A 21583-nucleotide genomic window follows, 5' to 3' on the forward strand; every position below is an offset into this window, starting at 1 on the left:
CGAACCCCCCACCGGCCCGCACCCGGCGAACCGCGTCCCCCGGTGCGGGCCCGGTGGCACGCGACGCGGGTCAGCGGACCGTCGCCGTCACCCGTTCGCTCTCGATCCGCTTGGCGACGCCTTCCTCGCCCAGTTCCTCCAGGTGCCGGCACAGCACCACCGACCCCCCGACCGCGAGCGGCCCGTACAGGCCCGCGCTCAGCCCCTCCCACGTGTCGTAGCCGAGCCCCGACAGCAGCCGCGACCCCGGCCCGGTCAGATCCAGCCCCGGCGCGTCCGCGAGCGCCCGTTCCACCACCTCGGTCCCGCTCAGCTCCGCACCGGCCACGATCAGCGCGGGTCCGTCCGGATCGACGGGCGCGAACGGGGCGAACCGGTCACCCTGGCTCGGTACCTCCACCGCGTAGTCGGCGAACCCGTCCGGGGCCTTCGGGAAACGCCCGCCCAGCGGCCGCAGCGCGAGCGCGACCCGCTCCCCGCGGCAGGCCCGAGCCGCCTCCAGGGTGTCCGGCCCGCTCACCACCACGTCGGCCGCCGCCGGATCCCCGGCCACGTCGGCGACCGCCCCCACCGACGAACAGGCGAGCAGCCACACCGCCGTCTGCCAGTGCGCGGGCAGCAGCAGGGCGACCCGGTCGCCCGGTCCGGCCGCGAGATCGCCCTGGAGCAGGTTCGCCGTCTTGGCCACCCAATTGGCGAAGGTGGCCACGGACAATTCGACACGTTCGCCGGTGGCGTCGTCGTAGAAGGTCACCAGGGGGCGTCCGGGGTCCGCGGCGAGCGCGGAACGCAGCAGGTCGGCAGGGGTGCGATCGGTGGCGTTCACCCGGGAAAGCGTACGCCGCGGCCGGCCCGGCCATCGACCGGCGGGGCCACCGGTTCGGCGCAATCGCTCCCGACGGACCGTCAGTTCCGCAATGGACATACGTGTACGACCCTGTTCAAGATCAGGGGCATGCGTGGACTCCTGACTTCCTCGATCGGCGTCACCTGCGCGGCGGCCCTCACCCTTCCCGCCCTCGCGCTGACCGTGCCGTCCGCGGCCGCCGCACCGGCGGAGCGGGCCACGACCGCCAACGACGGCCCGGCGGGGACCACCGCCCTCGCCGGCAGCACCCGGTCACTGCCCCTGGCCCCCCGCACCGGTGGGCGCCTCCTCGGCGAGGCCCCCGAACAGGGCCTGTACCGCGACGACCTGGCGCACTTCTCCCTGGTCGGCGTCAGCTGGGACAACCCGGGAACCGAACTGCACGGTGTGGTCCAGGTCCGCACCCGGTCCGTCGCCACCGGCCGGTGGACGGGCTGGCAGGACGTCGACACGCACGACGCCGACCACGGCGCCGACCCGGACACGGCGGAGGCCCGATCGGGCCGGGTGCACGGCGGCACCGCACCCCTGTGGGTGGGCGAATCGGACGGCGTCGACGTACGCGTGCGGGCCGAAGCCGACGACGATCCCGGCCCGCGCGGCAGCACTCCCACCGGCGGCCACGACCTGCTCCCGGCCGGTCTGCGCCTCGAACTAGTCGACCCCGGCGAGGCGGACCCCGGCGAGGCAGACCCCGGTGCGGAGGCCCCGCCCCAGGCACCGCAGGGTCCGCCGGCCGGCGTCACGTACACCGAGGCGGACGCGTCGGCGGCCGTCAACACCGACCTCGCGCCGTTCGGAGCCACGGAGATCCCGGCCCTGGACCAACAGGACACCGAGGACGAACTGGCGGTGCTGACCGGCGTCACGCGCCTGAAGCCGCACATCGGAGCGCGCCCGAAGATCGTCACCCGCCGCGGCTGGGGCGCCGACGAGACACTGCGCGAGAAGGGGTTCGTCTACACCGGGAAGGTCAAGGCGGCCTTCGTCCACCACACCGACTCGGGCAACGGGTACAAGTGCTCCCAGGCCTCGTCCGTCATCCGCAGTATCTACCGCTACCACGTGAAGACCATGGGCTGGCGGGACATCGGCTACAACTTCCTCGTCGACAAGTGCGGGGGCATCTACGAGGGCCGCGCCGGGGGAGTGTCGAAAGCCGTCCGGGGCGCCCACACCCTGGGCTTCAACAACAACAGCATGGGCATCGCGGTGCTCGGCACGTTCGACTCGCACAAGCCGCCCGCCGCCGCCGTGACGGCCATCGCCCGGCTCACCGCGTGGAAGCTCGGCCTCTTCGGGGCCAATCCCAAGGGCAAGACATATCTGAAGTCCGGCGGTGGCAATCTCTACCCAAAGGGGAAGAACGTACGACTGAACGTGATCTCCGGCCACAGGGACGGGTATTCCACCGAGTGTCCCGGCGCGAAGCTCTACGCCAGACTCGGCTCGGCCCGGACCAGCTCCGCGCGCCTGCAGGGCCGCTGAGCACAGGGGGTGGCGTTCACCGCCGTCGGGGGGCAGTCGGGGGAAACCGCACACCCGCGCCGCGTGGCACCGCGCGGCCGTCGAGGGCGCCGTCGCACGGTCTGCATACACTGGCCGGCCGACAGAGAGTTCGGCCGGTCCCGGCAGGAAGCAGAGACGACAGGTGACAGAAGCGATCCTCCTGGTCGGCGGCAAAGGCACCCGGCTGCGCCCGCTCACGGTCCACACGCCCAAGCCCATGGTCCCGGCCGCGGGCGTGCCGTTCCTGACGCACCAGCTGGCCAGAGCAAGAGCGGCGGGCGTGGACCACATCGTCCTCGCCACGAGCTACCTGGCGGAGGTCTTCGAGCCGTACTTCGGCGACGGCGCGGCGCTCGGCCTGCACATCGAGTACGTCACCGAGGAGGAACCGCTCGGCACCGGCGGCGCCATCCGCAACGTGGCCGCCCGCCTGCACTCGGGCCCCGACGACCCGGTCCTGATCTTCAACGGCGACATCCTGACGGGCCTGGACATCAGGGCGCTGATCGGCGTGCACGAGGCGACGGACGCCGACGTGTCCCTCCACCTCACCAAGGTCACGGACCCGCGGGCGTACGGTCTCGTCCCCACCGACGGGACCGGCCGCGTCCTCGCCTTCCTGGAGAAGCCGCAGACCCCCGAGGAGATCGTCACCGACCAGATCAACGCGGGGGCGTACGTCTTCCGCCGCTCGGTCATCGACACGATCCCGCAGGGCCGCCCGGTCTCGGTGGAACGGGAGACCTTCCCCGAACTGCTGGCGGCCGGCGCCCACCTCCAGGGCATGGTCGACTCCACGTACTGGCTGGACCTCGGCACCCCGGCGGCCTTCGTCCGCGGCTCGGCCGACCTGGTCCTCGGCCGCGCCCCGTCCCCGGCCGTCCCCGGCCGCTGCGGCGACCGGCTGATCCTGCCGACGGCACGGGTCGCGGCGGACGCGAAGCTCACGGGCGGCACGGTGGTGGGCGAGGGCGCGTACGTGGCCGAGGGCGCCCGGGTCTTCGGCTCCACGATCCTGCCGGGCGCCGTGATCGAACCCGGCGCGGTCATCACCGACTCCCTGATCGGCAACCGCGCCCGGATCGGCGAGCGCGCGGTCCTCACCGGCACGGTGATCGGCGACGGCGCGACCGTCGGCGCGGACAACGAGCTGCGGGACGGCGCACGGGTGTGGTGCGACGCGATGATCCCGGCGGGTGCGGTGCGGTTCTCCTCGGACCAGTAGCGCGGCCCGGTCCACGGGGTGGTCCTGCTCCACGGCAGTGGCCGAACCCGGCACGTGCCCGTCCGCGCCGCCCGGCGGCATGGACGGGCATGGACGGGCATGGACGGGCATGGACGGGCATGGACGGGTGGGGACGGGCTTGGACGGGTGGGGACGGGCACGGACACCACGGTTGAAGCCCCGGCCGGCGGGTGTCGTCCCCGCCCGCACCTCACAACCGGCCGATGTCGCCCCGCGGCATCCGCGGCGCCCGCCGCTTCGGTACCTGACCGCTCAGCAGGATCAGCCGGGCCGCCCGGTGCCGCTGCCCCGCGTAGGGCTCCAGGAGCCGCAGCATCTCCTCGTCGTCGGCATGCCGGTCCCCGGCCAGCGCGTACCCCACGATCCCGGGCAGATGCAGGTCCCCGACCGTCACCGCGTCGGCGGCCCCGTGACTGCGCTGCACGGTCTCGGCGGACGTCCAGGGACCCACCCCCGGCACCACCTCCAGCCGTGCCCGCGCGGCCTCCGCCGCCATGCCCACCGCCTGCTCCAGCCGCGCGGCGACCCGCACCGCCCGCAGAACGGTCGACGCCCGCTTGTCGTCGACGCCGGCCCGGTGCCACTCCCAGGAGGGAATCAGCGCCCAGGTGCGCGGCGCGGGCATCACCCACATCGGCCGCTCGCCGACCCCCGCGGGGCCGGGCGCCCGCTCCCCGAACCTGCGCACCAGCGAGCGCCAGGCCCGGTACGCCTCGTCGGTCGTGACCTTCTGCTCGAGGACCGAGGGGATCAGCGACTCCAGCACCAGCCCGGTCCGGGTCAGCCGCAGCCCCGGCCGCCGGTGCCGGGCGGTGGCCAGGACGCGGTGCCGGGGTACGAAGAGGGACGGGTCGTCGGCGGCGCCGAGCATCTCCGGCAACTGGTCCAGCAGCCAGTCGGCGCCGGCTCCCCACGCCTCTCCGCGCACCTCGCCGCCGTACCGGGCGACCCGCAGCGTCCCGGGTCCGGCAGGCGTGAGACTGGCCCGCCACACGGATCCGTCGCGGGCGGCCCGGAAGGTGGGATCCCCGGGCCCGCGCCGCAGCGGCCCGAGCACCAGGCCCAGATCGAGATCGCCGTCGGGCTTCCAGACCCGGACGCGTCCGGGCGCGGCGGCCTGCCGAGGCACACCGGCGGGCACGACGACCTGCCCACCCCGCACGGTCGTCCGGGTGGGCCGTGGAGCGAAACGTCCAGCCACTCAACAGATCCTAGGTGTCGGGCGCCCTTTCAGGGGCGCGGGGAACCGCGCGATCCACCCCCGCACCCCCGCGGTCGCCGCCGGGCCGGATCCCCCCGGACCGAAGGCGCGAGAACCTCAGCGCACCTCGATGAAGCCCTCGGGATCCCGCCCGGCTCTGGCGCGCGGCTCCTCCGCCGCCTTCCCCACGGCCACCGCTCCCATGGGATCCCACCCCGCAGGCAGCTCCAGCACCTCCCGCACCACGTCCCGGCAGAACATCGTGGACGACACCCACGCCGACCCCAGCTGTTCCCCGGCGAGGGCGACCAGGAAGTTCTGCACTCCCGCGCCCGTCGCGACCACGAACATCTCCCGCTCGGCCGCGTCCCGCCGCGTGTCGCCGTAGGTGTGCGACCCGTCCATCACCAGGCAGGGCACCACCAGGTAGGGGGCGTTGCGCAGCACGTCCCCCCGCCGCACCCGCTTGGCGATGGACTCCTCCGACTTGCCGTCCCTGCGCAGGTCGGCGATCCACGCGTCGCGCATCGCGTCCAGCAGGCGGGCGCGGGACCCGGCCGACTCCAGCAGCACGAACCGCCACGGGGTCGTGTGGTGGGGTGCCGGCGCGGTCACGGCCGCGGCGACCGCTCGCCGTACCGCCCCGGGGTCGACGGGCTCGTCGGTGAACGCCCGCACCGTCCGCCGCAGCGTCACCGCCTCCCGGACCGCCTCGGACGTGCCGAGCCGGAACATGTCGTCGGCCGGGTCGCGGACGAGCGCCCGTGCCGTCTCACCCTCGTCCCCGGCTCCGGTCACGATGTGCGCGAGGCCGCGCACCACGGCCACCGGCCGGCCCGTCGCCTTGCCCTTCACCAGGTCACCCGCGGCGGCCAGTTCGTCGGCGGTGGCGACGACCGTCGCGACGAGGGGAGTGCCGTACGCGTCCACGCCCCCGCGCAGATCGTCCAGCACCCGCACCCCGGCGGCGCCGATGGTCACGTCCGTGAGCCCCGTGCGCCAGGGACGCCCGAAGGTGTCGGTGACGACGACGCCGACGTTGACGCCGAGCGTGTCGCGCAGTCCCGCGCGGATGGCGCGGGCGGACGCGTCGGGGTCCTCGGGCAGCAACAGCACGGTCCCGGGCGAGGTGTTGGAGGCGTCCACCCCGGCCGCCGCCATGACCAGTCCCTGCCGGTTCTCCACGATCCGCAGGGCCCCGCGCCGGGCCACCACCCGCACGGTCTCGGCGTCGATCGCGGCCTCCCGGTCGGCCGCCTCGACGAGCCGGCCCTCGGCCTTGGAGACGATCTTCGATGTGACGATGACCACGTCACCGTCGGTCAGTCCGGGGGCGGCCGCGGCGATCAGCTTGGCCAGGTCGTCGCCCGGCTGGACCTCCGGGAGTCCGGCCGGCGCCCACACCCGGTACTCCGGGACCGCGTCCTGGGCCGGATCGGCCGGGGACGCGGCGCCCGTCGTGCAGTCGTTGGTCCCGGTCATGCCCCGCGCACCTCCTCGGCGAGCGTGAGGGCCTCGCGCGCCATCTGCGCGGCCGCCTCCAGGTCGGTCATCATCAGCGGTACGGCCCGGCACCGGATGCCGGCCGCCTCCACGCGCGCGACGCTCTCCGCGTCCACGGTGTCGACGAGCCAGCCGTCCAGCAGCCCCGAGCCGTAGTGCTCGGCGACCGCGGCCGCCGTCGACTCCACGCCCACCGCCGCGAGCACCTTGTCGGCCATCCCGCGCACCGGCGCGTCGCCAACGATGGGGGAGAGGCCCACCACCGGCACCCCGGCGGCGGCGATCGCCTCCCGCACGCCGGGCACCGCGAGGATCGTGCCGACGGAGACCACCGGGTTGGACGGCGGGAAGAGGATCACGTCAGCCGCCGCGATGGCCTCCAGGACCCCCGGGGCCGGCGTGGACTGCTCGGCGCCTACCGGCACCACCGCCTCGGCGGGCACCGACGCCCGCAGGCGCACCCAGTACTCCTGGAAGTGCACCGCCTTGCGTTCGCCGTCGATCTCGACGGCCACATGGGTCTCGACCCGGTCGTCGGTCATCGGGATGAGCCGCACGCCCGGCTTCCAGCGGTCGCACAGCGCCTCGGTCACCGCGCTCAGCGGGTAGCCGGCGCCCAGCATCTGCGTGCGCACGATGTGCGTCGCGAAGTCGCGGTCGCCCAGTCCGAACCAGTCCGGCCCGACTCCGTAGGCGGCGAGTTCCTCCTTGAGGTGGAAGGTCTCGTCGGTCCGCCCCCAGCCCTGCTCCTCGTTGATGCCGCCGCCCAGGGTGTACATCACCGTGTCGAGGTCCGGGCAGACCTTCAGCCCGAAGAGGTGGATGTCGTCCCCGGTGTTGCCGATGACGGTCACGTCGGCGTCCGGCACGGCCTGCTGAAGGCCGCGCAGGAACCGGGCACCGCCGATACCGCCTGCCAGAACCACAATGCGCATGCGCCAAGTCTGGCAGGCGGCTCCGACAGGGCGTCACGCGGTCACGGGTCGCGCCTCGCAGCTCTGCGCCGTGTGCATCGGCATCTCGGTGAGGCCCGGGTAGTAGACGTGCAGGCTGACCGCCGGCTCCAGCGCGTCGTTGACCACCTCGTGCACGTACCCCGGAGCGAAGACCCGCTGCGCGCCCGCGGACAGTGCGCGCGAGCGGTGTCCGGCGTGCTCGGTGAGCGTGCCCTCGAGGACGGTCAGCACCCCGGAGGAGCGGCCGTGGTCGTGCGATCCGCTGCCCTGGCCCGGCACCCAGGACAGCAGCCACACCTCGTAACCGGGGCCGGTGCGCAGCCGGTGGTACCAGCGCGTGGTGGCGTCGTACCGCACCAGGGGTGCCCACTGGGCGCGGTCGGCGGCGACGGCGCGCGCCAGCCCGGCGAACTCGGCCACGGTCACCGGGTGCTCGCGCGGGGGTTGCAGCAGGTGGGGGACCTCGAGGATGTCGCCGGCGATCTGCAGGTCGTTGTCGCTGTTCATGGGGTGCTTGGTTCCTCAGTGAAGAAGGTCAGCGAAGAAGTCGGCGGGGCACGAAACGCGAAGACCGAGTCCTCTGTGGGGGACCCGGTCTCAGCTGGAGCGGTGGGACGCGCCTACGGCTCAACAGCTGGAACAGCAACAGCTACAGCGAGAGCGGGCAGCACCGTGGGACCCGGCGGTGCGGGTCGAGGTGAATGCCAAGTTCGCGAGCATGCCCACTAGGACATCGGTTCACACTCGCACTGTCAACTCGACGCCCGGTATGTGGGACATGTTTCACCTCATCCGGTTCATCTCCGTGCCGAAAGGTTTGTTCAGCGGGTGCCCGGGACACATGGCGCACAACTGGGCGCGCGTGCCGCTGCGGAACGCGATCGAACATCTGGGCGTCCTTCTTCGTACAGGCTCTGTACGGGGTCGGGGGCCCTGGTGGGCCTCGTCTGCATGTCAAGGTTTATGGCGATTTGAACACTTTCCGCGTCACCTTGGTTCCGCAGAGTGAATAACGGGCCCAATAGCAGATCTCGGCTTGACTCGCCCGGAGCAGCACACTTGTAATTTCACTCGTGTCGTTCAGCCGAAATCGGTGACGGCCACGCACGGGGACGTGAAGACAGACGAGGGGCGCACATGACCGAGCTGGTGCAGCAACTGCTGGTCGACGACGCGGACGAGGAACTCGGCTGGCAGGAGCGCGCGCTGTGCGCCCAGACCGATCCCGAGTCCTTCTTCCCCGAGAAGGGCGGCTCCACCAGAGAGGCCAAGAAGGTCTGCCTGGCGTGCGAGGTGCGCTCCGAGTGTCTCGAGTACGCCCTCGCCAACGACGAGCGGTTCGGTATCTGGGGCGGACTGTCCGAGCGCGAGCGCCGGCGTCTCAAGAAGGCAGCGGTCTGAACCGGACGGTCACCGGACGCACACACCCGAGCTGCGCGAACGGCCCGTCACCCGTGGGTTGTCCACAGGGGGCGGGCCGTCGACATGCCCAGCCGATAGTGTGGGCGCTCGTCCGAGACGCCTCGCCGCCACCAGCGGGCGCAGGGGTCCACCGCAGTCCATTGAACCGGGGCCCGTACCTCGATGTCCCTCCACAGCCACCAGGCAGCCGAGCCGACCGCTGCCACAGCGGGGTTCGACCCGACCCGCCCGCCTGAGTACCCGCGTCACGTGGTGACCGCGGTCCTCGTCTCCCACGACGGTGCCCGCTGGCTGCCCCACGCGCTCGCCGGGCTGCTCGGCCAGGAGCGCCCCGCCCAGTACGCGGTGGCGGCCGACACCGGCAGCGCGGACGACTCCGCCCGGCTGCTCACCGAGTCCCTCGGCGACGCCAACGTCGTACACCTCGCCCGCCGGACCGGGTTCGGCCAGGCCGTCGAGGAGGCGAGCCGCACCGCGCCCGTCCTCACCCCGGACGACCTGCCCTACCTGAAGCGTCCCAGCGGCTGGGACCCGGTGACCCGCCAGTGGCGCGACGACGCGTACGACATGCCCGAGCTGCCGCACGGCGAGCCGGTCCAGTGGCTGTGGCTGCTGCACGACGACTGCGCCCCGGAACCCGACGCCCTGGCCCAGCTGCTCCGGGTCGTCGACAACGAGATGGAGCTGGGCCGCGACGACGTGGCGGTCGTCGGCCCCAAGCTGCGCGGCTGGTACGACCGCCGGGCGCTGCTCGAGGTCGGCGTCACCATCGCCAACTCCGGCCGCCGCTGGACCGGCCTGGACCGCCGTGAGCAGGACCAGGGACAGCACGACCACGTCCGGACCGTGCTCTCGGTCTCCACCGCCGGCATGCTGATCCGCCGCGACGTGTACGAGGAACTCGGCGGCTTCGACCGCCGGCTCCCCCTGATGCGCGACGACGTCGACCTGTGCTGGCGCGCGACCAACGCCGGCCACCGCGTCCTGATCGCCCCCGACGCCGTCGTACGGCACGCCGAGGCCGCCTCCCGCGAACGCCGCGCCGTCGACTGCGCCGGCCGCACCACCGCCTCCCCGCACAAGGTCGACAAGGCCGGCGCCGTCTACACCCTGCTCGTCAACACCCGTACGGCCGCGCTGCCCTGGACCCTGCTGCGGCTCGTCCTCGGCACCCTGCTGCGCACCGTCGCCAACCTCGTCGGCAAGGTCCCCGGACAGGCCCTCGACGAGATCCGCGGCCTGCTGGGCACCCTGCTGCGCCCCGAGCGGATCATCGCCGGGCGTCGTCGCCGCGGCCCCTCCCAGCTCGACAAGGGCGAACTGCGCCCGCTGTTCCCGCCGCCCGGCGCGACGGTGCGGGCCACCGTCGAACAGGTCGCGGGCAACCTCTTCGGCGCCGACGACGAGGTGTCCACGGCCGGCCGGCACGGCGGCGGCGAGTCCGGACCCGGCGGCGACGACGCCGACTTCCTGGAAGTCGAGCAGTTCGCCCGCGTCAAGCGCATCGCGCGCAGGCCCGGCCCGGTGCTCTTCCTGGTGCTGCTGCTGTTCTCGCTGGTCGCCTGCCGCGCCCTGCTCGGCGCCGGCGCGCTCGCCGGCGGCGCGCTGCTGCCCGCCCCGGGCACCGCGGGCGAGCTGTGGTCCCGCTACCTGGACGCCTGGCACGCGGTCGGCGCCGGCGGCACCCCGGCCGCCCCGCCGTACCTCGCGATCGTCGCCACACTCGCCTCCCTGCTGTTCGGTTCGACCGGACTCGCGGTCACCGTGCTGCTGGTCGCCTCGGTACCGCTGGCCGGCTTCACCGCCTACTTCGCCTCCCGGCCGCTGGTCACCTCGCGCCTGCTGCGCGCCTGGGCGGCCATCGCCTACGCCTTCCTGCCCGCCGTCACGGGCTCGCTCGCGGGCGGCCGCATCGGCACCGCCGTGCTGGCGATCCTGCTGCCGCTGATCGCCCGCGCGGGCATCGCCGCCAGCGGCCTCACCAGCACCTCCGGCGGACGCGGCAGCTGGCGCGCCACCTGGGCGTACGCGCTGCTGCTGACCATCACCACCGCGTTCACGCCGATCGTCTGGCCGATCGCCCTGGTCCTCGGCGTCGTCGTGCTCGCCGTCCGCCGCTCCGACCTGATCGCCTCCGGCCTGCGGCTGCTGACCCAGCTCGGCACCCCGCTGCTGGTCCTCGCGCCCTGGTCGCTGACCTTGCTGCCGACCGGCTTCTTCAAGGAGGCCGGGCTGGAGTACGGCGCCTCGGCCGCCTCCGCCACGGACCTGCTCGGCGCCGGCCCGGGCGGCCCCGGCACCCTCGACGGGCTGATGCTCATCGGCATCGTCCTGGCCGCGCTGGCCGCCCTGCTGCGCTCCGAGCGCCAGTCGGCCGTCCGGTCCGCCTGGGCGGTCGCCCTGGTCGGCCTGGTCTTCGCGGTCCTCTCCAACAAGTCCGCCTGGGCCGGACCGGCGACCCTCGTCTACGGCATGGCGATCGTCTGCGCCGCCGCGCTCGGCGCCGACGGAGCCCGCTCCCGGGTCGCCGAGCAGAGCTTCGGCTGGCGCCAGCCGGTGGCCGCGCTGATCGCCTTCGCCTCGGCCGCCGGCCCGCTGCTGCTGGCCGCGGGCTGGATGATCGCGGGCGCCGACGGACCGGTCGAGCGGCGCGACGCCACCCAGGTGCCGGCGTTCGTCGCCGAGGACAGCTCCACCACCGACCAGGTCCGCACGCTCGTCCTCGACAGCGACAGCACCGCGCGCGTGGACTACATGCTGGTGCGCGGCTCCGGCGCCCGCATGGGAGACGCCGAGGTGACCGCCGCCGACGGCGAGAACGCCACCCTCGACAAGGTCGTCGCCAACCTCGTCGCCGGCTCCGGCGCCGACCAGGCCGACCAGCTCGGCGGGTTCGCGGTGCGCTACGTCCTCGTCCACAAGGGCGCGCCGCGCGACATCACGCGCGTGCTGGACGCCACCCCCGGCCTGTCCCGGCTCAGCCAGCAGAACGGCGGCGCGCTGTGGCGCGTCGACCGGCAGGTCTCCCGCGCGACCATCGTCGCCGCGAAGGGCTCGGGCACCCCGGCCGCCGTCGCGGCCGGACCGGTGGACATCCACACCACGATCCCGGCCGGCGCCGACGGCCGCGTCCTGCGCCTGGCCGACTCCACCGCGCCCGGCTGGACGGCCACCCTGGACGGCAGGCCGCTGACCCGCACCACGGTCGACGGCTGGGCCCAGGGCTTCGAACTCCCCTCCTCCGGAGGGAAGCTGGACGTCACCTACGACACGCCGTTCACCCACACCGTCTGGCTGTGGGTCCAAGGCGCGCTCGCCGTCGTCCTGGTCGTCCTCGCGCTGCCCGGCCGCCGCCGTGAGGTCGACGACGACCTCCCCGAGGAGCAGCCGATCCCCGCCCAGCCCGTCGAGGGCGAGGGCCGCCGCGCCCGCCGCCTGCGGGCCCAGGCGGAGTCCGAGGAGGCGGCGGCCGCCGACGGCGCGGCCGAGGACGCCGACGAGTTCCCGGCCCCCGAGGCCGGCGGCGAGTTCGCCGCCGCCGAGGAGGAGCAGCCGCACGCCGCGGTACCGCAGCAGGCGTCCTACGACGAATGGGACCCCGCGTCCTACCCGGCCGCCGACGGCTACCACACCGGCTACGCCGACCAGTACCAGGACACCGGCGCCGGCCAGTACCAGCAGGGCTACGACCAGCAGACGTACGACCCGTACCAGACCGGGCAGTACGACCCCTACGCCTACGGCGGGCAGCAGGGGCAGCAGGGGCAGCAGGGACAGCCGGGCTACGACCCGACGTACCAGCAGGGCTACGACCCCGCCTATGACCCGGCCGCCCAGCACCGGCACGGCACCGGCGGCGAGCACCACGACGGGAGCCAGCAGTGAACCGCACCACCCTGTCCCTGCTCGCCGGAACGGCCGCCCTCGCGGCGGTCACCGGTTTCGCCGCACTCAACCCGCCGGCCACCGCACCGGCGCACACCGCCGAGGCGGCCGCCCAGCTGCCCGTGGAGCGCACCACCCTGCTGTGCCCCGCGCCGAGCCTGTCCGACATCGCCGACACCTCGTACACCTCGTTCACGCCCGTCACCAAGGGCACCACGAGTGACGGCAAGGCCGAACTCCAGGCGGCCGCCGAGCAGTCGGCGGACGGGACGGGCGGCAAGAAGAAGAAGCCGTCCAAGCCCGTCCTCACCCCGAAGGCGCCCGGCACCCCGGCCGCCGGGGACACCTCCGGCGCCGACGGACCCGCCTACGTGGGCACCGCCGAGGGCAGGTACGCCCCGGGCTGGACCGTCCAGCAGACCACCGAGGTCGCCGCGGGCACCGGACGCGGCCTCCAGGGGGTCAACTGCACGGCGGCCGACACCGACTTCTGGTTCCCCGGCGCCAGCACCGCGGCCGGCCGCACCGACTACGTCCACCTCACCAACCCCGACGACAGCGCCGCCGTGGTCGACATCGAGCTGTACGGCAAGGACGGCCGGCTCAAGTCCGAGGTGGGGGAGGGCATCACGGTCGCGCCGCACGCCAGCGAGCCGGTCCTGCTGTCCACGCTCTCCACGGAGAAGCAGACCGACCTGACCGTGCACGTGAACGTGCGCAGCGGGCGGGTCGGCGCGAGTGTGCAGGCCCTGGACGACAAGACCGGCGGCGACTGGCTCGCCGCCTCCGCCGACCCGTCGGGCAGCCTGGTGCTGCCGGGCATCCCCAAGGACGCCACCGACGTCCGGCTGATCGCCTTCACCGACGGTGACGCCGACGCCGACCTGAAGGTGCGCCTCGCCTCCCCGGACGGTCTGATCACTCCCGCGGGCAACGAGACGCTGCACGTGAAGGGGGGCATGACCACCGCGGCCGACCTCGGCGACGTCACCCGAGGCGAGGCGGGTTCACTGGTCCTGACGCCGACCGACCAGTCCGTCCCGGTGGTGGCGGCCCTGCGCGTCACCCGGGGCAAGAGCGGCAAGCAGGAGACCGCGTACATCCCGGCGACCGCGCCGGTGGGCACGCGCGCGACGTCCGCCGACAACAGCGGCAAGGGCAGCACCCTCTCCCTGACCGCGCCCACCGGCACCGCCACGGTGAAGGTCACGGCGTCGGCGGGCAGCGAGGGCGGCAAGGCGGTGTCCAAGACGTTCACGATCAAGTCCGGCACCACCCAGGACCTCGACGCCCCGGTCCCCGCCGGCCTGAAGGGGACCTACGCGCTGACCGTGGAGCCGGTCTCGGGGGGCCCGGTCTACGGTGCCCGCACCCTGGCGGCCACCGAGGACGGCGTTCCGGGCTTCACGATCCAGACCCTCCCCGACGACCGCGGCACGGTGGCCGTACCGGAAGCGGACCAGGACGTGTCGGTGCTGCAGCAGTAGGCCGGGCCGGCGGCCCGGCCGAGGTGACCCCCGCTCACTCCTCGCCGTAGCGGGGGTCCACCGTCTCCGGGGTGAGTCCGAGCAGTTCGGCGACCTGCTCCACGACGACCTCGTGCACGAGCGCGGCCCGCTCGTCGCGGCCCTTGGTGCGGATCTCGACCGGCCGCCGGTACACGACCACGCGGGCCCGGCGTCCCTCACGCGCGGCGATGACCCCGCCCAGCGGCACCGCCTCGTCGCTCCAGCTCTCGTCGTGGCGGTCCTGGAGCCGGGGTACCTCGAGCACCAGGAAATCGATGTCGGCGAGCTGCGGCCAGCGGCGCTCCAGGCGCTCCACCGAGTCCTGCACCAGGTCCGCGAACACGTCGGCGCGGCTCGCGGCCAGCGGCACCTGCGGTGGTGCGATCGGCCCGCGCATGCCCCGACCGTGGCGATCACGTCGTCGAGGCCCGGGTCCGGCGGCACGAGGCGGTACACGGTTGTCCATCACTGGTGAAGCGTAGTCCTCGCGGGCTTCCGGCGCGCCGCCTCCGGCATCGACACCACGTGAGGTGACATGTCGGAGGATGACCATTCCGGCCAAGGTTGGGCTCGTTTCGATATCTCCACAAGACCGGCGCGCTCAAGGCAATTGACGGTGTTTGTACCAACTCGTGACCGGATGGGATACCGTCCGGGGGTGGGGCGGATACCGTCCACGCTGGTCAGCGAGGTGTGTCCAGAGGGGTGTGTGGGGCGTTTCACAACACGACACGGTGGGGTGACCTGGGGGAGAGTCGTCGCGGCCCGCTCAAGAGTGCGGTACCGTCCAACGTCGTGAGCCCTGTACGTCGCTGTTCGCGAACCGCCTGCGGCCGACCCGCCGTGGCGACGCTGACGTACGTCTACGCCGACTCGACCGCGGTCCTCGGCCCGCTCGCCACCTACGCCGAACCCCACTGCTACGACCTGTGCGCCGAGCACTCCGAGCGCCTCACCGCCCCGCGCGGCTGGGAGGTCGTCCGGCTCATCGACGGCTCCGCCCCGGCCCGTCCCAGCGGGGACGACCTGGAGGCGCTGGCCAACGCGGTGCGCGAGGCGGCCCGCCCCCAGGAACGGGCGGCCGAGGCGGGCGGCGGCCGGGGTGCGGATCCGATGGAGGTCGCGCGCCGCGGCCACCTGCGGGTTCTTCGGTCCCCGGACAACTGAGCCGCTGGGCCCACCCCGCTCGCACCGTTCCCGACGCACACCCGTCGACGTCCCGCATCCGCCATTTCGACGTCCGGCGCCGCTCGTTCGGGCGACTTTCCTTCCGGCGGACCCCGAGGCGGGCTCGGATGCCCCGGCCGGCCGGAATCCCCTTCGCCGCCGCCCCGTTCGAACCCCCGCGGTCACCTGTCCGGCCCAACTCGCCGAACTTCGCGCCGCACCGGCCGACGCGGAGGCGCCGGGCAGTGGCGAAGGCGGGAGAACCGGGCATGGGCGACATCGGGAGAACCGGTGAGGATCGTGCACCCCAACTCCCGTGCCGCCACCGCCCACTCCGTGGCCGCCGACCCGCCGCGCGGCGTGACCGGTTGTCCATCACGCCGGACCGGCCAGGACCGTACGCGTTCGAGGATGACCATTCAAGATCGATCCGCGACCGATCGAGACAGTCGTGGATCATCACCGGTCGCCCCGGCCCATGGTCCCCAGACCGACTGGAGCCGACCGGGCGACCGGCGGCGGATCGCGCGTCCGGGCCCTCCCCGTGGGCGGGTACTTTAGGGCGACCAATTGGACTCCAGGAGGGTGGGACCGTGGCGGCTGATCTGGCGCAGATCGTCAAGGCGTACGACGTGCGCGGGGTGGTTCCCGACCAGTGGGACGAATCGCTCGCCGAGCTGTTCGGCGCCGCCTTCGCGCAGGTGACCGGCGCCGTCGCGATCGTCGTCGGCCACGACATGCGGCCCTCCTCGCCCGGCCTGTCCCGCGCCTTCGCCCGCGGCGCGGCGGCCCGCGGCGTCGACGTCACCGAGATCGGCCTCTGCTCCACCGACCAGCTTTACTACGCCTCGGGCGCACTCGACCTGCCCGGCGCCATGTTCACCGCCTCGCACAACCCCGCGCAGTACAACGGCATCAAGATGTGCCGGGCGGGAGCCGCGCCGGTGGGCCAGGACACGGGTCTTTCGGAGATCCGGGAACTGACCGAGCGCTGGATGCGCGAGGGCGCGCCGGAGCCGGCCGCCACGCCCGGCACCATCACCTCGCGCGAGACGTTGTCGGACTACGCCGCCTATCTGCGCTCGCTCGTGGACCTGACCTCCGTCCGCCCCCTGAAGGTCGTGGTCGACGCGGGCAACGGCATGGGCGGCCACACGGTCCCGACCGTCTTCGAGGGCCTGCCGCTGACCCTGGTCCCGATGTACTTCGAGCTGGACGGCACCTTCCCGAACCACGAGGCCAACCCGCTCGACCCCGCCAACATCGTGGACCTGCAGCGGCGCGTCCGCGAGGAGTCGGCCGACCTCGGCCTGGCCTTCGACGGCGACGCCGACCGCTGCTTCGTCGTGGACGAGCGCGGCGAGCCGGTGCCGCCGTCGGCGATCACCGCCCTCGTCGCCGCCCGCGAACTGACCCGGCACGGCGGCAGCGGCACGGTCATCCACAACCTGATCACGTCCCGGGCGGTCCCCGAGGTGGTCCGCGAGCACGGCGGCACCCCGGTCCGCACCCGCGTCGGCCACTCGTTCATCAAGGCCGAGATGGCGAGCTCCGGCGCGATCTTCGGCGGTGAGCACTCCGCCCACTACTACTTCAAGGACTTCTGGAACGCGGACACCGGCATGCTGGCCGCCCTGCACGTCATCGCCGCCCTCGGCGGCCAGAACGGCCCGCTGTCCTCGCTCGTCGCCCAGTACGACCGCTACGTCGGCTCGGGCGAGATCAACTCCACGGTCGCCGACCAGCGGGCCAGCCTCGCGCGGATCCGCGCCGCCTACGGGGACCGCGACGACCTCACCATGGACGACCTGGACGGGCTCACGGTCGCCGCCTCCGACTGGTGGTTCAACGTACGCCCGTCCAACACGGAACCGCTGCTGCGCCTGAACGCCGAGGCCGGCGACGAGGCGACGATGACGAAGGTGCGGGACGAGGTACTGGCGATCATCAGGGGCTGAGATCGGCCCCGCCCCGCCCGGCGGCGGTAACCTGACCGCACGCGAACATCCCGCCCCCGAATCCCCGAAGGGAACACGCCATGCCGCTCGAAGCCGGCCTTCTGGAGATCCTCGCCTGCCCGGCCTGCCACGCCCCTGTCAAGGAGCAGGAAGCGGAGCTGATCTGCACCGGCCAGGACTGCGGCCTGGCGTACCCCGTGCGCGACGGCATCCCCGTCCTCCTCGTCGACGAGGCCCGCCGCCCGGCGTAAGCACCACCCCGGCGGTCGTGTCCCACCCGTGGCCGCGCCCCGATCACCACCGCGCCCCGATCACCACCGCGCCCCGATCACCACCGCGCCCCGATCACCACCGCGCCACGACCGCACCGCTCAGCCACGACGCTCAGCCACGCCCGCCCCGCTCAGCACCGCACCAGGACCCCGGCGACCGGAGGCCGCTCCCATGCTCGACGAATCGCTGCTCGACACGCCGGAGGGCCTCGCCGAGGCCGACCGCCGAGGTCTGCTGCGCGGCGCGGCCGAGGCAGGCGCCCGTGTCCGTACCGCGGCCCGGCTCGCCATCGAGGCGGGTGTCAGGGAGCTGAAGCCGGACGGCCGCCCGCGAGCCGTCCTGATCGTCGGCCCCGGTGTCGCCGCCACCCACGCCGCCGACCTCATCGGCACCCTGGCCGGCCCCGGCAGCCCCGTCATCCGGCTGGCCCCCACCGGCGTCGCCCCGGCCGCGGGAGCCCTGCGCTGGGAGCTGCCCGGCTGGGCCGGCTCCGTCGACCTGCTGCTGATCGCCACCCCGGACGGCACCGAACCGAGCCTGTCCCTCCTCGCCGACCAGGCCTACCGGCGCGGCTGCTCGGTCGCCGCCGTGGCCCCCGCCGAGACCCCGCTCGCCGAGGCGGTGGCCGGCGCCCACGGTCTGTTCATGCCCATGGCGACAGCGCCGTACGACCACGGCGAGCCGCTCGCCGGCTCCTCCCCGGGGGTCCTGTGGGCGCTGCTCACCCCGCTGCTGGTGCTGCTCGACCGCGTCGGCCTGGTCACCGCCCCGTCGGCCGACCTGGAGAAGGTCGCGGACCGCCTCGACCGGATCGCCGAGCGCTGCGGCCCGGCCATCGTGACGTACAGCAACCCCGCCAAGACCCTCGCCTCGGACCTCGCCGACGCACTCCCGGTGGTCTGGACGGAGGGCGTCTCGGCCGGCTCCGCGGGCCGCCGCTTCGCCGCCGCCCTCGCCGAACTGGCGGGCCGGCCCGCCCTCGTCGCCGAGCTCCCCGAGGCACTGGCCGCCCATCAGGCCCTGCTCGCCGGCCCGCTCGCCGCCAGCGCCGACCCCGACGACTTCTTCCGTGACCGCGTGGAGGAGGCCCCCGCGCTGCACGCGCACGTGGTGCTGCTGCGCGACCGTCCGCCGGGCGGCCTCACCGCCGCGCCCGCCGCCCGCGAGCTCGCCCTCGGCCACGACACGCCGATCAGCGAACTGGAGCCGGAGGAGGGCGACGAGCTGGAGACCCTCGCGGAGCTGATCGCCGTCACGGATTTCGCCGCCGTTTACCTGGCGCTCGCTTCGGGGGCCTGAGGTGGACACCGGCACCGGGCCCGCCGCACGAGCCACGACCTGAGGGCCGTACCGGAGGCAACGAAGGGCGACCGGCGCGGCAAGTCGCGGTGAACGCGACAGACCCGCACCGGCGTACCCGTTCGTGGACCCGCCGCGGACCGTCGTACACAGTGGTACGGCGGGCGCGCCCGTGTCGCCCGGCGACCCCGTTCGCCGGCCGCCCCGTACGCAGAGAGAACCGGCAGAGAGAAGTCATGGACCGCCTCGACAACACCGTCCGCCCCTACGCCTGGGGTTCCCCGACCGCCATCCCGCAGCTCCTCGGGGTCGAGCCGAGCGGCGAGCCGCAGGCGGAGATGTGGATGGGCGCACACCCGGGCGCCCCCTCGCGCACCGCGCGGGGCACGCTCGTCGAGGTCATCGACGCCGACCCGAAAGCCGAACTGGGCGAGGCGGCCGTGGCCAGATTCGGCCCGCGACTGCCCTTCCTGCTCAAGATCCTCGCGGCCGGCGCGCCGCTCTCCCTCCAGGTCCACCCCGACCTGGAACAGGCGCGGGAGGGCTACGCGGACGAGGAGCGGCGCGGGATCCCGGTGGACGCCCCGCACCGCAACTACAAGGACGCCAACCACAAGCCCGAACTGATCTGCGCGCTCACCGAGTTCGACGGCCTGTGCGGCTTCCGCGCCCCGGAGGAGGCCGCCGGACTCCTCGAGGCCCTCGGCGTGGGCTCCCTGAAGCCGTACGTCGACCTGCTGCGCGCCCAGCCGGAGGAAGCGGCCCTGCGCGAGGTCCTCACCGCGATCCTCAGCGCCGACCGCGAGGAGATGGCCCACACGGTCGCCGAGACCGCCGCCGCCTGCGCCCGCCTCGGCGGCGACCACGCCCCCTACGCCGGCATCGCCCACCACTACCCGGGCGACCCCGGCGTGATCGCCGCGATGCTCCTCAACCACGTCCGCCTCCAGCCCGGCGAGGCGCTCTTCCTCGGCGCCGGCATCCCGCACGCCTACCTCAGCGGCCTGGGCGTGGAGATCATGGCCAACTCCGACAACGTGCTGCGCTGCGGTCTGACCCCCAAGCACGTCGACGTCCCCGAACTCCTGCGTGTCGTCCGCTTCGAGGCCGGCGACGCGGGCGTGCTGCGTCCCGAGGCCGCCCCGGACGGCGAGGAGGTCTACGAGACGCCCATCGACGAGTTCCGGCTCTCCCGGTACGTCCTGCCCGAGGGCGTGGCACCGCACGACCTGACCCTGACGACCCCGCAGATCCTGCTCTGCACGGCCGGCACCGTCCGGGCGGGCGAGGAGGAGCTGACCCCCGGCCGGTCGGTCTTCGTCCCCGCGGGCGAAAAGACGGAGGTCTCGGGCGCGGGCACGGTCTTCCGTGCCACGGTGATCGTCTGAGGGCCGTCTCGGAGATACGTGATGCCGGATGGGTCGGATTGTCGTACCGGGATTGTGGATACCTGACGAGTCGGCCCCCGACGGGGCTGCAAGAATGACCCATCCGGCAAAGCACGGGCAAAGCGTGCGCGCGCCGGGACGGCGTGGACGGACGACGGCGAGAAGGGACATCGCGGACACATGAGCGCGTCAGGCGGCAACAAGGCGATCGTGGCGGCACTCGGCGCCAACCTCGCGATCGCGGCATCGAAGTTCGTGGCGTTCGCGTTCAGCGGCTCCTCGTCGATGCTCGCCGAGGGCGTGCACTCGGTCGCCGACTCCGGCAACCAGTTCCTGCTGCTCATCGGCGGCAAGAAGGCCCAGCGCGAGGCGACCCCGCAACACCCCTTCGGCTACGGCCGCGAGCGGTACATCTACGCCTTCCTCGTCTCGATCGTCCTCTTCTCGGTCGGCGGCATGTTCGCCATCTACGAGGGCTACGAGAAGATCAGCCACCCGCACCAGGTCGAGCACTGGTACTGGCCGGTGGGCGTCCTGGCGTTCGCGATCATCGCCGAGGGCTTCTCGTTCCGTACGGCCATCAAGGAGTCCAACGAGCTGCGGGGCAAACTGTCCTGGGCCCAGTTCATCCGCCGCGCCAAGGCCCCCGAGCTGCCCGTCGTCCTCCTCGAGGACTTCGGCGCCCTCATCGGCCTGGTCCTCGCCCTCGGCGGCGTCGGCCTCGCCCTGCTCACCGGTGACGGCGTCTGGGACGGCGTCGGCACGGTCTGCATCGGTGTCCTGCTCGTCCTGATCGCCCTCGTCCTCGCCGCCGAGACCAAGTCCCTGCTCCTGGGCGAGGCCGCGGGCGTCGAAGAGGTCAAGAAGATCGAGGCCGCGATCGTGGACGGCGACACCGTCACCGGCATCATCCACATGCGCACGCTCCACCTCGGCCCCGAGGAACTGCTCGTCGCCGCCAAGATCGCCGTCCAGCACGACGACACGGCCGGCGAGGTCGCGGCCGCCATCAACGCGGCCGAGGCCCGCATCCGCACCGCGGTCCCCATCGCCCGGGTGATCTACCTCGAACCCGACATCTACAGCGAGGCCGAGGCCGCCAAGGGCCCCGACCCGCAGGCCACTCCCGGCGGCCCCGACCCCCGGCCCGCCGCCCACTGACCCCCGGGCCGACAGCCATGGGCCCACCCCGCGAAGAGGGCGGGCCCGCCCCCTCCCGAGCCGGCGGACAAGCGCCGGGGCAGGAGGCGCGCCCACTCTCAACCGGTCAGCCGACCTCGCCCGGCACGGCGAGACTGGTCAGCTGACCTCGCCCGGCACGGCGAGACCGGTCAGCCGACCTTGCCGGCACGGTCAGACTGATCAGCCGACCTCACCCGACTCGGCCGGACCGGTCAGCT

Annotated in this window: 17 protein-coding genes; 11 read left to right on the forward strand and 6 right to left on the reverse strand. The window is 73.5% G+C overall.

All coding sequences use genetic code 11. The annotated features are described in order from the left end of the window. Positions 1-70: 70 nt before the first annotated feature. Positions 71-826 carry a TIGR03089 family protein gene (locus tag ACFY3I_RS37980; protein WP_390865512.1) on the reverse strand — a complete coding sequence of 252 codons (756 nt, stop codon included), beginning with the start codon at positions 824-826 and terminating at the stop codon, positions 71-73. A gap of 129 nt (positions 827-955) precedes the next feature. Between ACFY3I_RS37980 and ACFY3I_RS37985 the strand changes: the two genes are divergently transcribed. Both ACFY3I_RS37985 and ACFY3I_RS37990 read left to right on the forward strand, forming a co-directional pair. Beyond that, a complete protein-coding gene (locus ACFY3I_RS37985; RefSeq protein WP_390865514.1) occupies positions 956-2356 on the forward strand; it encodes a peptidoglycan recognition protein in 1401 nt (466 codons plus the stop codon). 163 nt (positions 2357-2519) lie between these two features. Continuing rightward, positions 2520-3602, forward strand: a complete 1083-nt coding sequence (locus ACFY3I_RS37990; protein ID WP_390865515.1) for a sugar phosphate nucleotidyltransferase — start codon at positions 2520-2522, stop codon at positions 3600-3602. A 211-nt stretch (positions 3603-3813) separates the two neighbouring features. On the opposite strand, the gene ACFY3I_RS37995 is transcribed toward ACFY3I_RS37990, so the two are convergent. From ACFY3I_RS37995 to ACFY3I_RS38010, 4 genes are all read right to left on the reverse strand, one after another. Continuing rightward, a complete protein-coding gene (locus ACFY3I_RS37995) occupies positions 3814-4824 on the reverse strand; it encodes a DNA-3-methyladenine glycosylase family protein (protein ID WP_390865516.1) in 1011 nt (336 codons plus the stop codon). A gap of 117 nt (positions 4825-4941) precedes the next feature. Continuing rightward, complete coding sequence (locus ACFY3I_RS38000; protein WP_390865517.1) at positions 4942-6306, reverse strand: coenzyme F420-0:L-glutamate ligase; 1365 nt, start codon at positions 6304-6306, stop codon at positions 4942-4944. Continuing rightward, positions 6303-7262, reverse strand: a complete 960-nt coding sequence (gene cofD / locus ACFY3I_RS38005; protein WP_365284357.1) for a 2-phospho-L-lactate transferase — start codon at positions 7260-7262, stop codon at positions 6303-6305. The genes ACFY3I_RS38000 and cofD overlap by 4 nt, the downstream gene beginning before the upstream one ends. A gap of 33 nt (positions 7263-7295) precedes the next feature. Then, a complete protein-coding gene (locus ACFY3I_RS38010) occupies positions 7296-7790 on the reverse strand; it encodes a cysteine dioxygenase (protein WP_390865518.1) in 495 nt (164 codons plus the stop codon). A 630-nt stretch (positions 7791-8420) separates the two neighbouring features. Between ACFY3I_RS38010 and ACFY3I_RS38015 the strand changes: the two genes are divergently transcribed. The 3 genes from ACFY3I_RS38015 to ACFY3I_RS38025 all read left to right on the forward strand — a co-directional run bounded on the left by ACFY3I_RS38015 (position 8421) and on the right by ACFY3I_RS38025 (position 14077). Next, entirely contained in the window at positions 8421-8684 is a 264-nt protein-coding gene (locus ACFY3I_RS38015; protein WP_003975777.1) for a WhiB family transcriptional regulator, read from the forward strand. 183 nt (positions 8685-8867) lie between these two features. Then, the gene (locus ACFY3I_RS38020) at positions 8868-12590 is read left to right on the forward strand and encodes a glycosyltransferase (RefSeq protein WP_390865519.1); all 3723 of its coding nucleotides are present in this window, start codon (positions 8868-8870) and stop codon (positions 12588-12590) included. Continuing rightward, the gene (locus ACFY3I_RS38025; protein WP_390865520.1) at positions 12587-14077 is read left to right on the forward strand and encodes a DUF5719 family protein; all 1491 of its coding nucleotides are present in this window, start codon (positions 12587-12589) and stop codon (positions 14075-14077) included. The genes ACFY3I_RS38020 and ACFY3I_RS38025 overlap by 4 nt, the downstream gene beginning before the upstream one ends. Positions 14078-14111: 34 nt before the next feature. On the opposite strand, the gene ACFY3I_RS38030 is transcribed toward ACFY3I_RS38025, so the two are convergent. Next, positions 14112-14564 (reverse strand): metallopeptidase family protein, encoded by a 453-nt coding sequence (locus tag ACFY3I_RS38030; protein WP_365284922.1) that lies wholly within the window; start codon positions 14562-14564, stop codon positions 14112-14114. A gap of 278 nt (positions 14565-14842) precedes the next feature. Here ACFY3I_RS38030 and ACFY3I_RS38035 point away from each other — a divergent pair, with 278 nt between their 5' ends. The 6 genes from ACFY3I_RS38035 to ACFY3I_RS38060 all read left to right on the forward strand — a co-directional run bounded on the left by ACFY3I_RS38035 (position 14843) and on the right by ACFY3I_RS38060 (position 21344). Continuing rightward, positions 14843-15265, forward strand: coding sequence for a DUF3499 domain-containing protein (locus ACFY3I_RS38035; RefSeq protein WP_351706829.1), 423 nt, complete (start codon positions 14843-14845; stop codon positions 15263-15265). Between the two features lie 593 nt (positions 15266-15858). Next, positions 15859-17223 carry a phosphomannomutase/phosphoglucomutase gene (locus ACFY3I_RS38040; protein WP_390865521.1) on the forward strand — a complete coding sequence of 455 codons (1365 nt, stop codon included), beginning with the start codon at positions 15859-15861 and terminating at the stop codon, positions 17221-17223. Between the two features lie 80 nt (positions 17224-17303). Continuing rightward, on the forward strand, positions 17304-17474 hold the full coding sequence (locus tag ACFY3I_RS38045) for a Trm112 family protein (RefSeq protein WP_365284347.1): 171 nt from the start codon (positions 17304-17306) through the stop codon (positions 17472-17474). Between the two features lie 193 nt (positions 17475-17667). Continuing rightward, entirely contained in the window at positions 17668-18795 is a 1128-nt protein-coding gene (locus tag ACFY3I_RS38050; protein WP_390865522.1) for an SIS domain-containing protein, read from the forward strand. Positions 18796-19031: 236 nt separating this feature from the next. After that, the gene (gene manA / locus ACFY3I_RS38055; RefSeq protein ID WP_390865523.1) at positions 19032-20183 is read left to right on the forward strand and encodes a mannose-6-phosphate isomerase, class I; all 1152 of its coding nucleotides are present in this window, start codon (positions 19032-19034) and stop codon (positions 20181-20183) included. Positions 20184-20363: 180 nt separating this feature from the next. After that, the gene (locus ACFY3I_RS38060) at positions 20364-21344 is read left to right on the forward strand and encodes a cation diffusion facilitator family transporter (RefSeq protein ID WP_365284341.1); all 981 of its coding nucleotides are present in this window, start codon (positions 20364-20366) and stop codon (positions 21342-21344) included. Positions 21345-21583 lie beyond the last annotated feature (239 nt).

The sequence above is a fragment of the Streptomyces sp. NPDC001068 genome (assembly GCF_042897315.1).
Classification (GTDB): Bacteria; Actinomycetota; Actinomycetes; order Streptomycetales; family Streptomycetaceae; genus Streptomyces.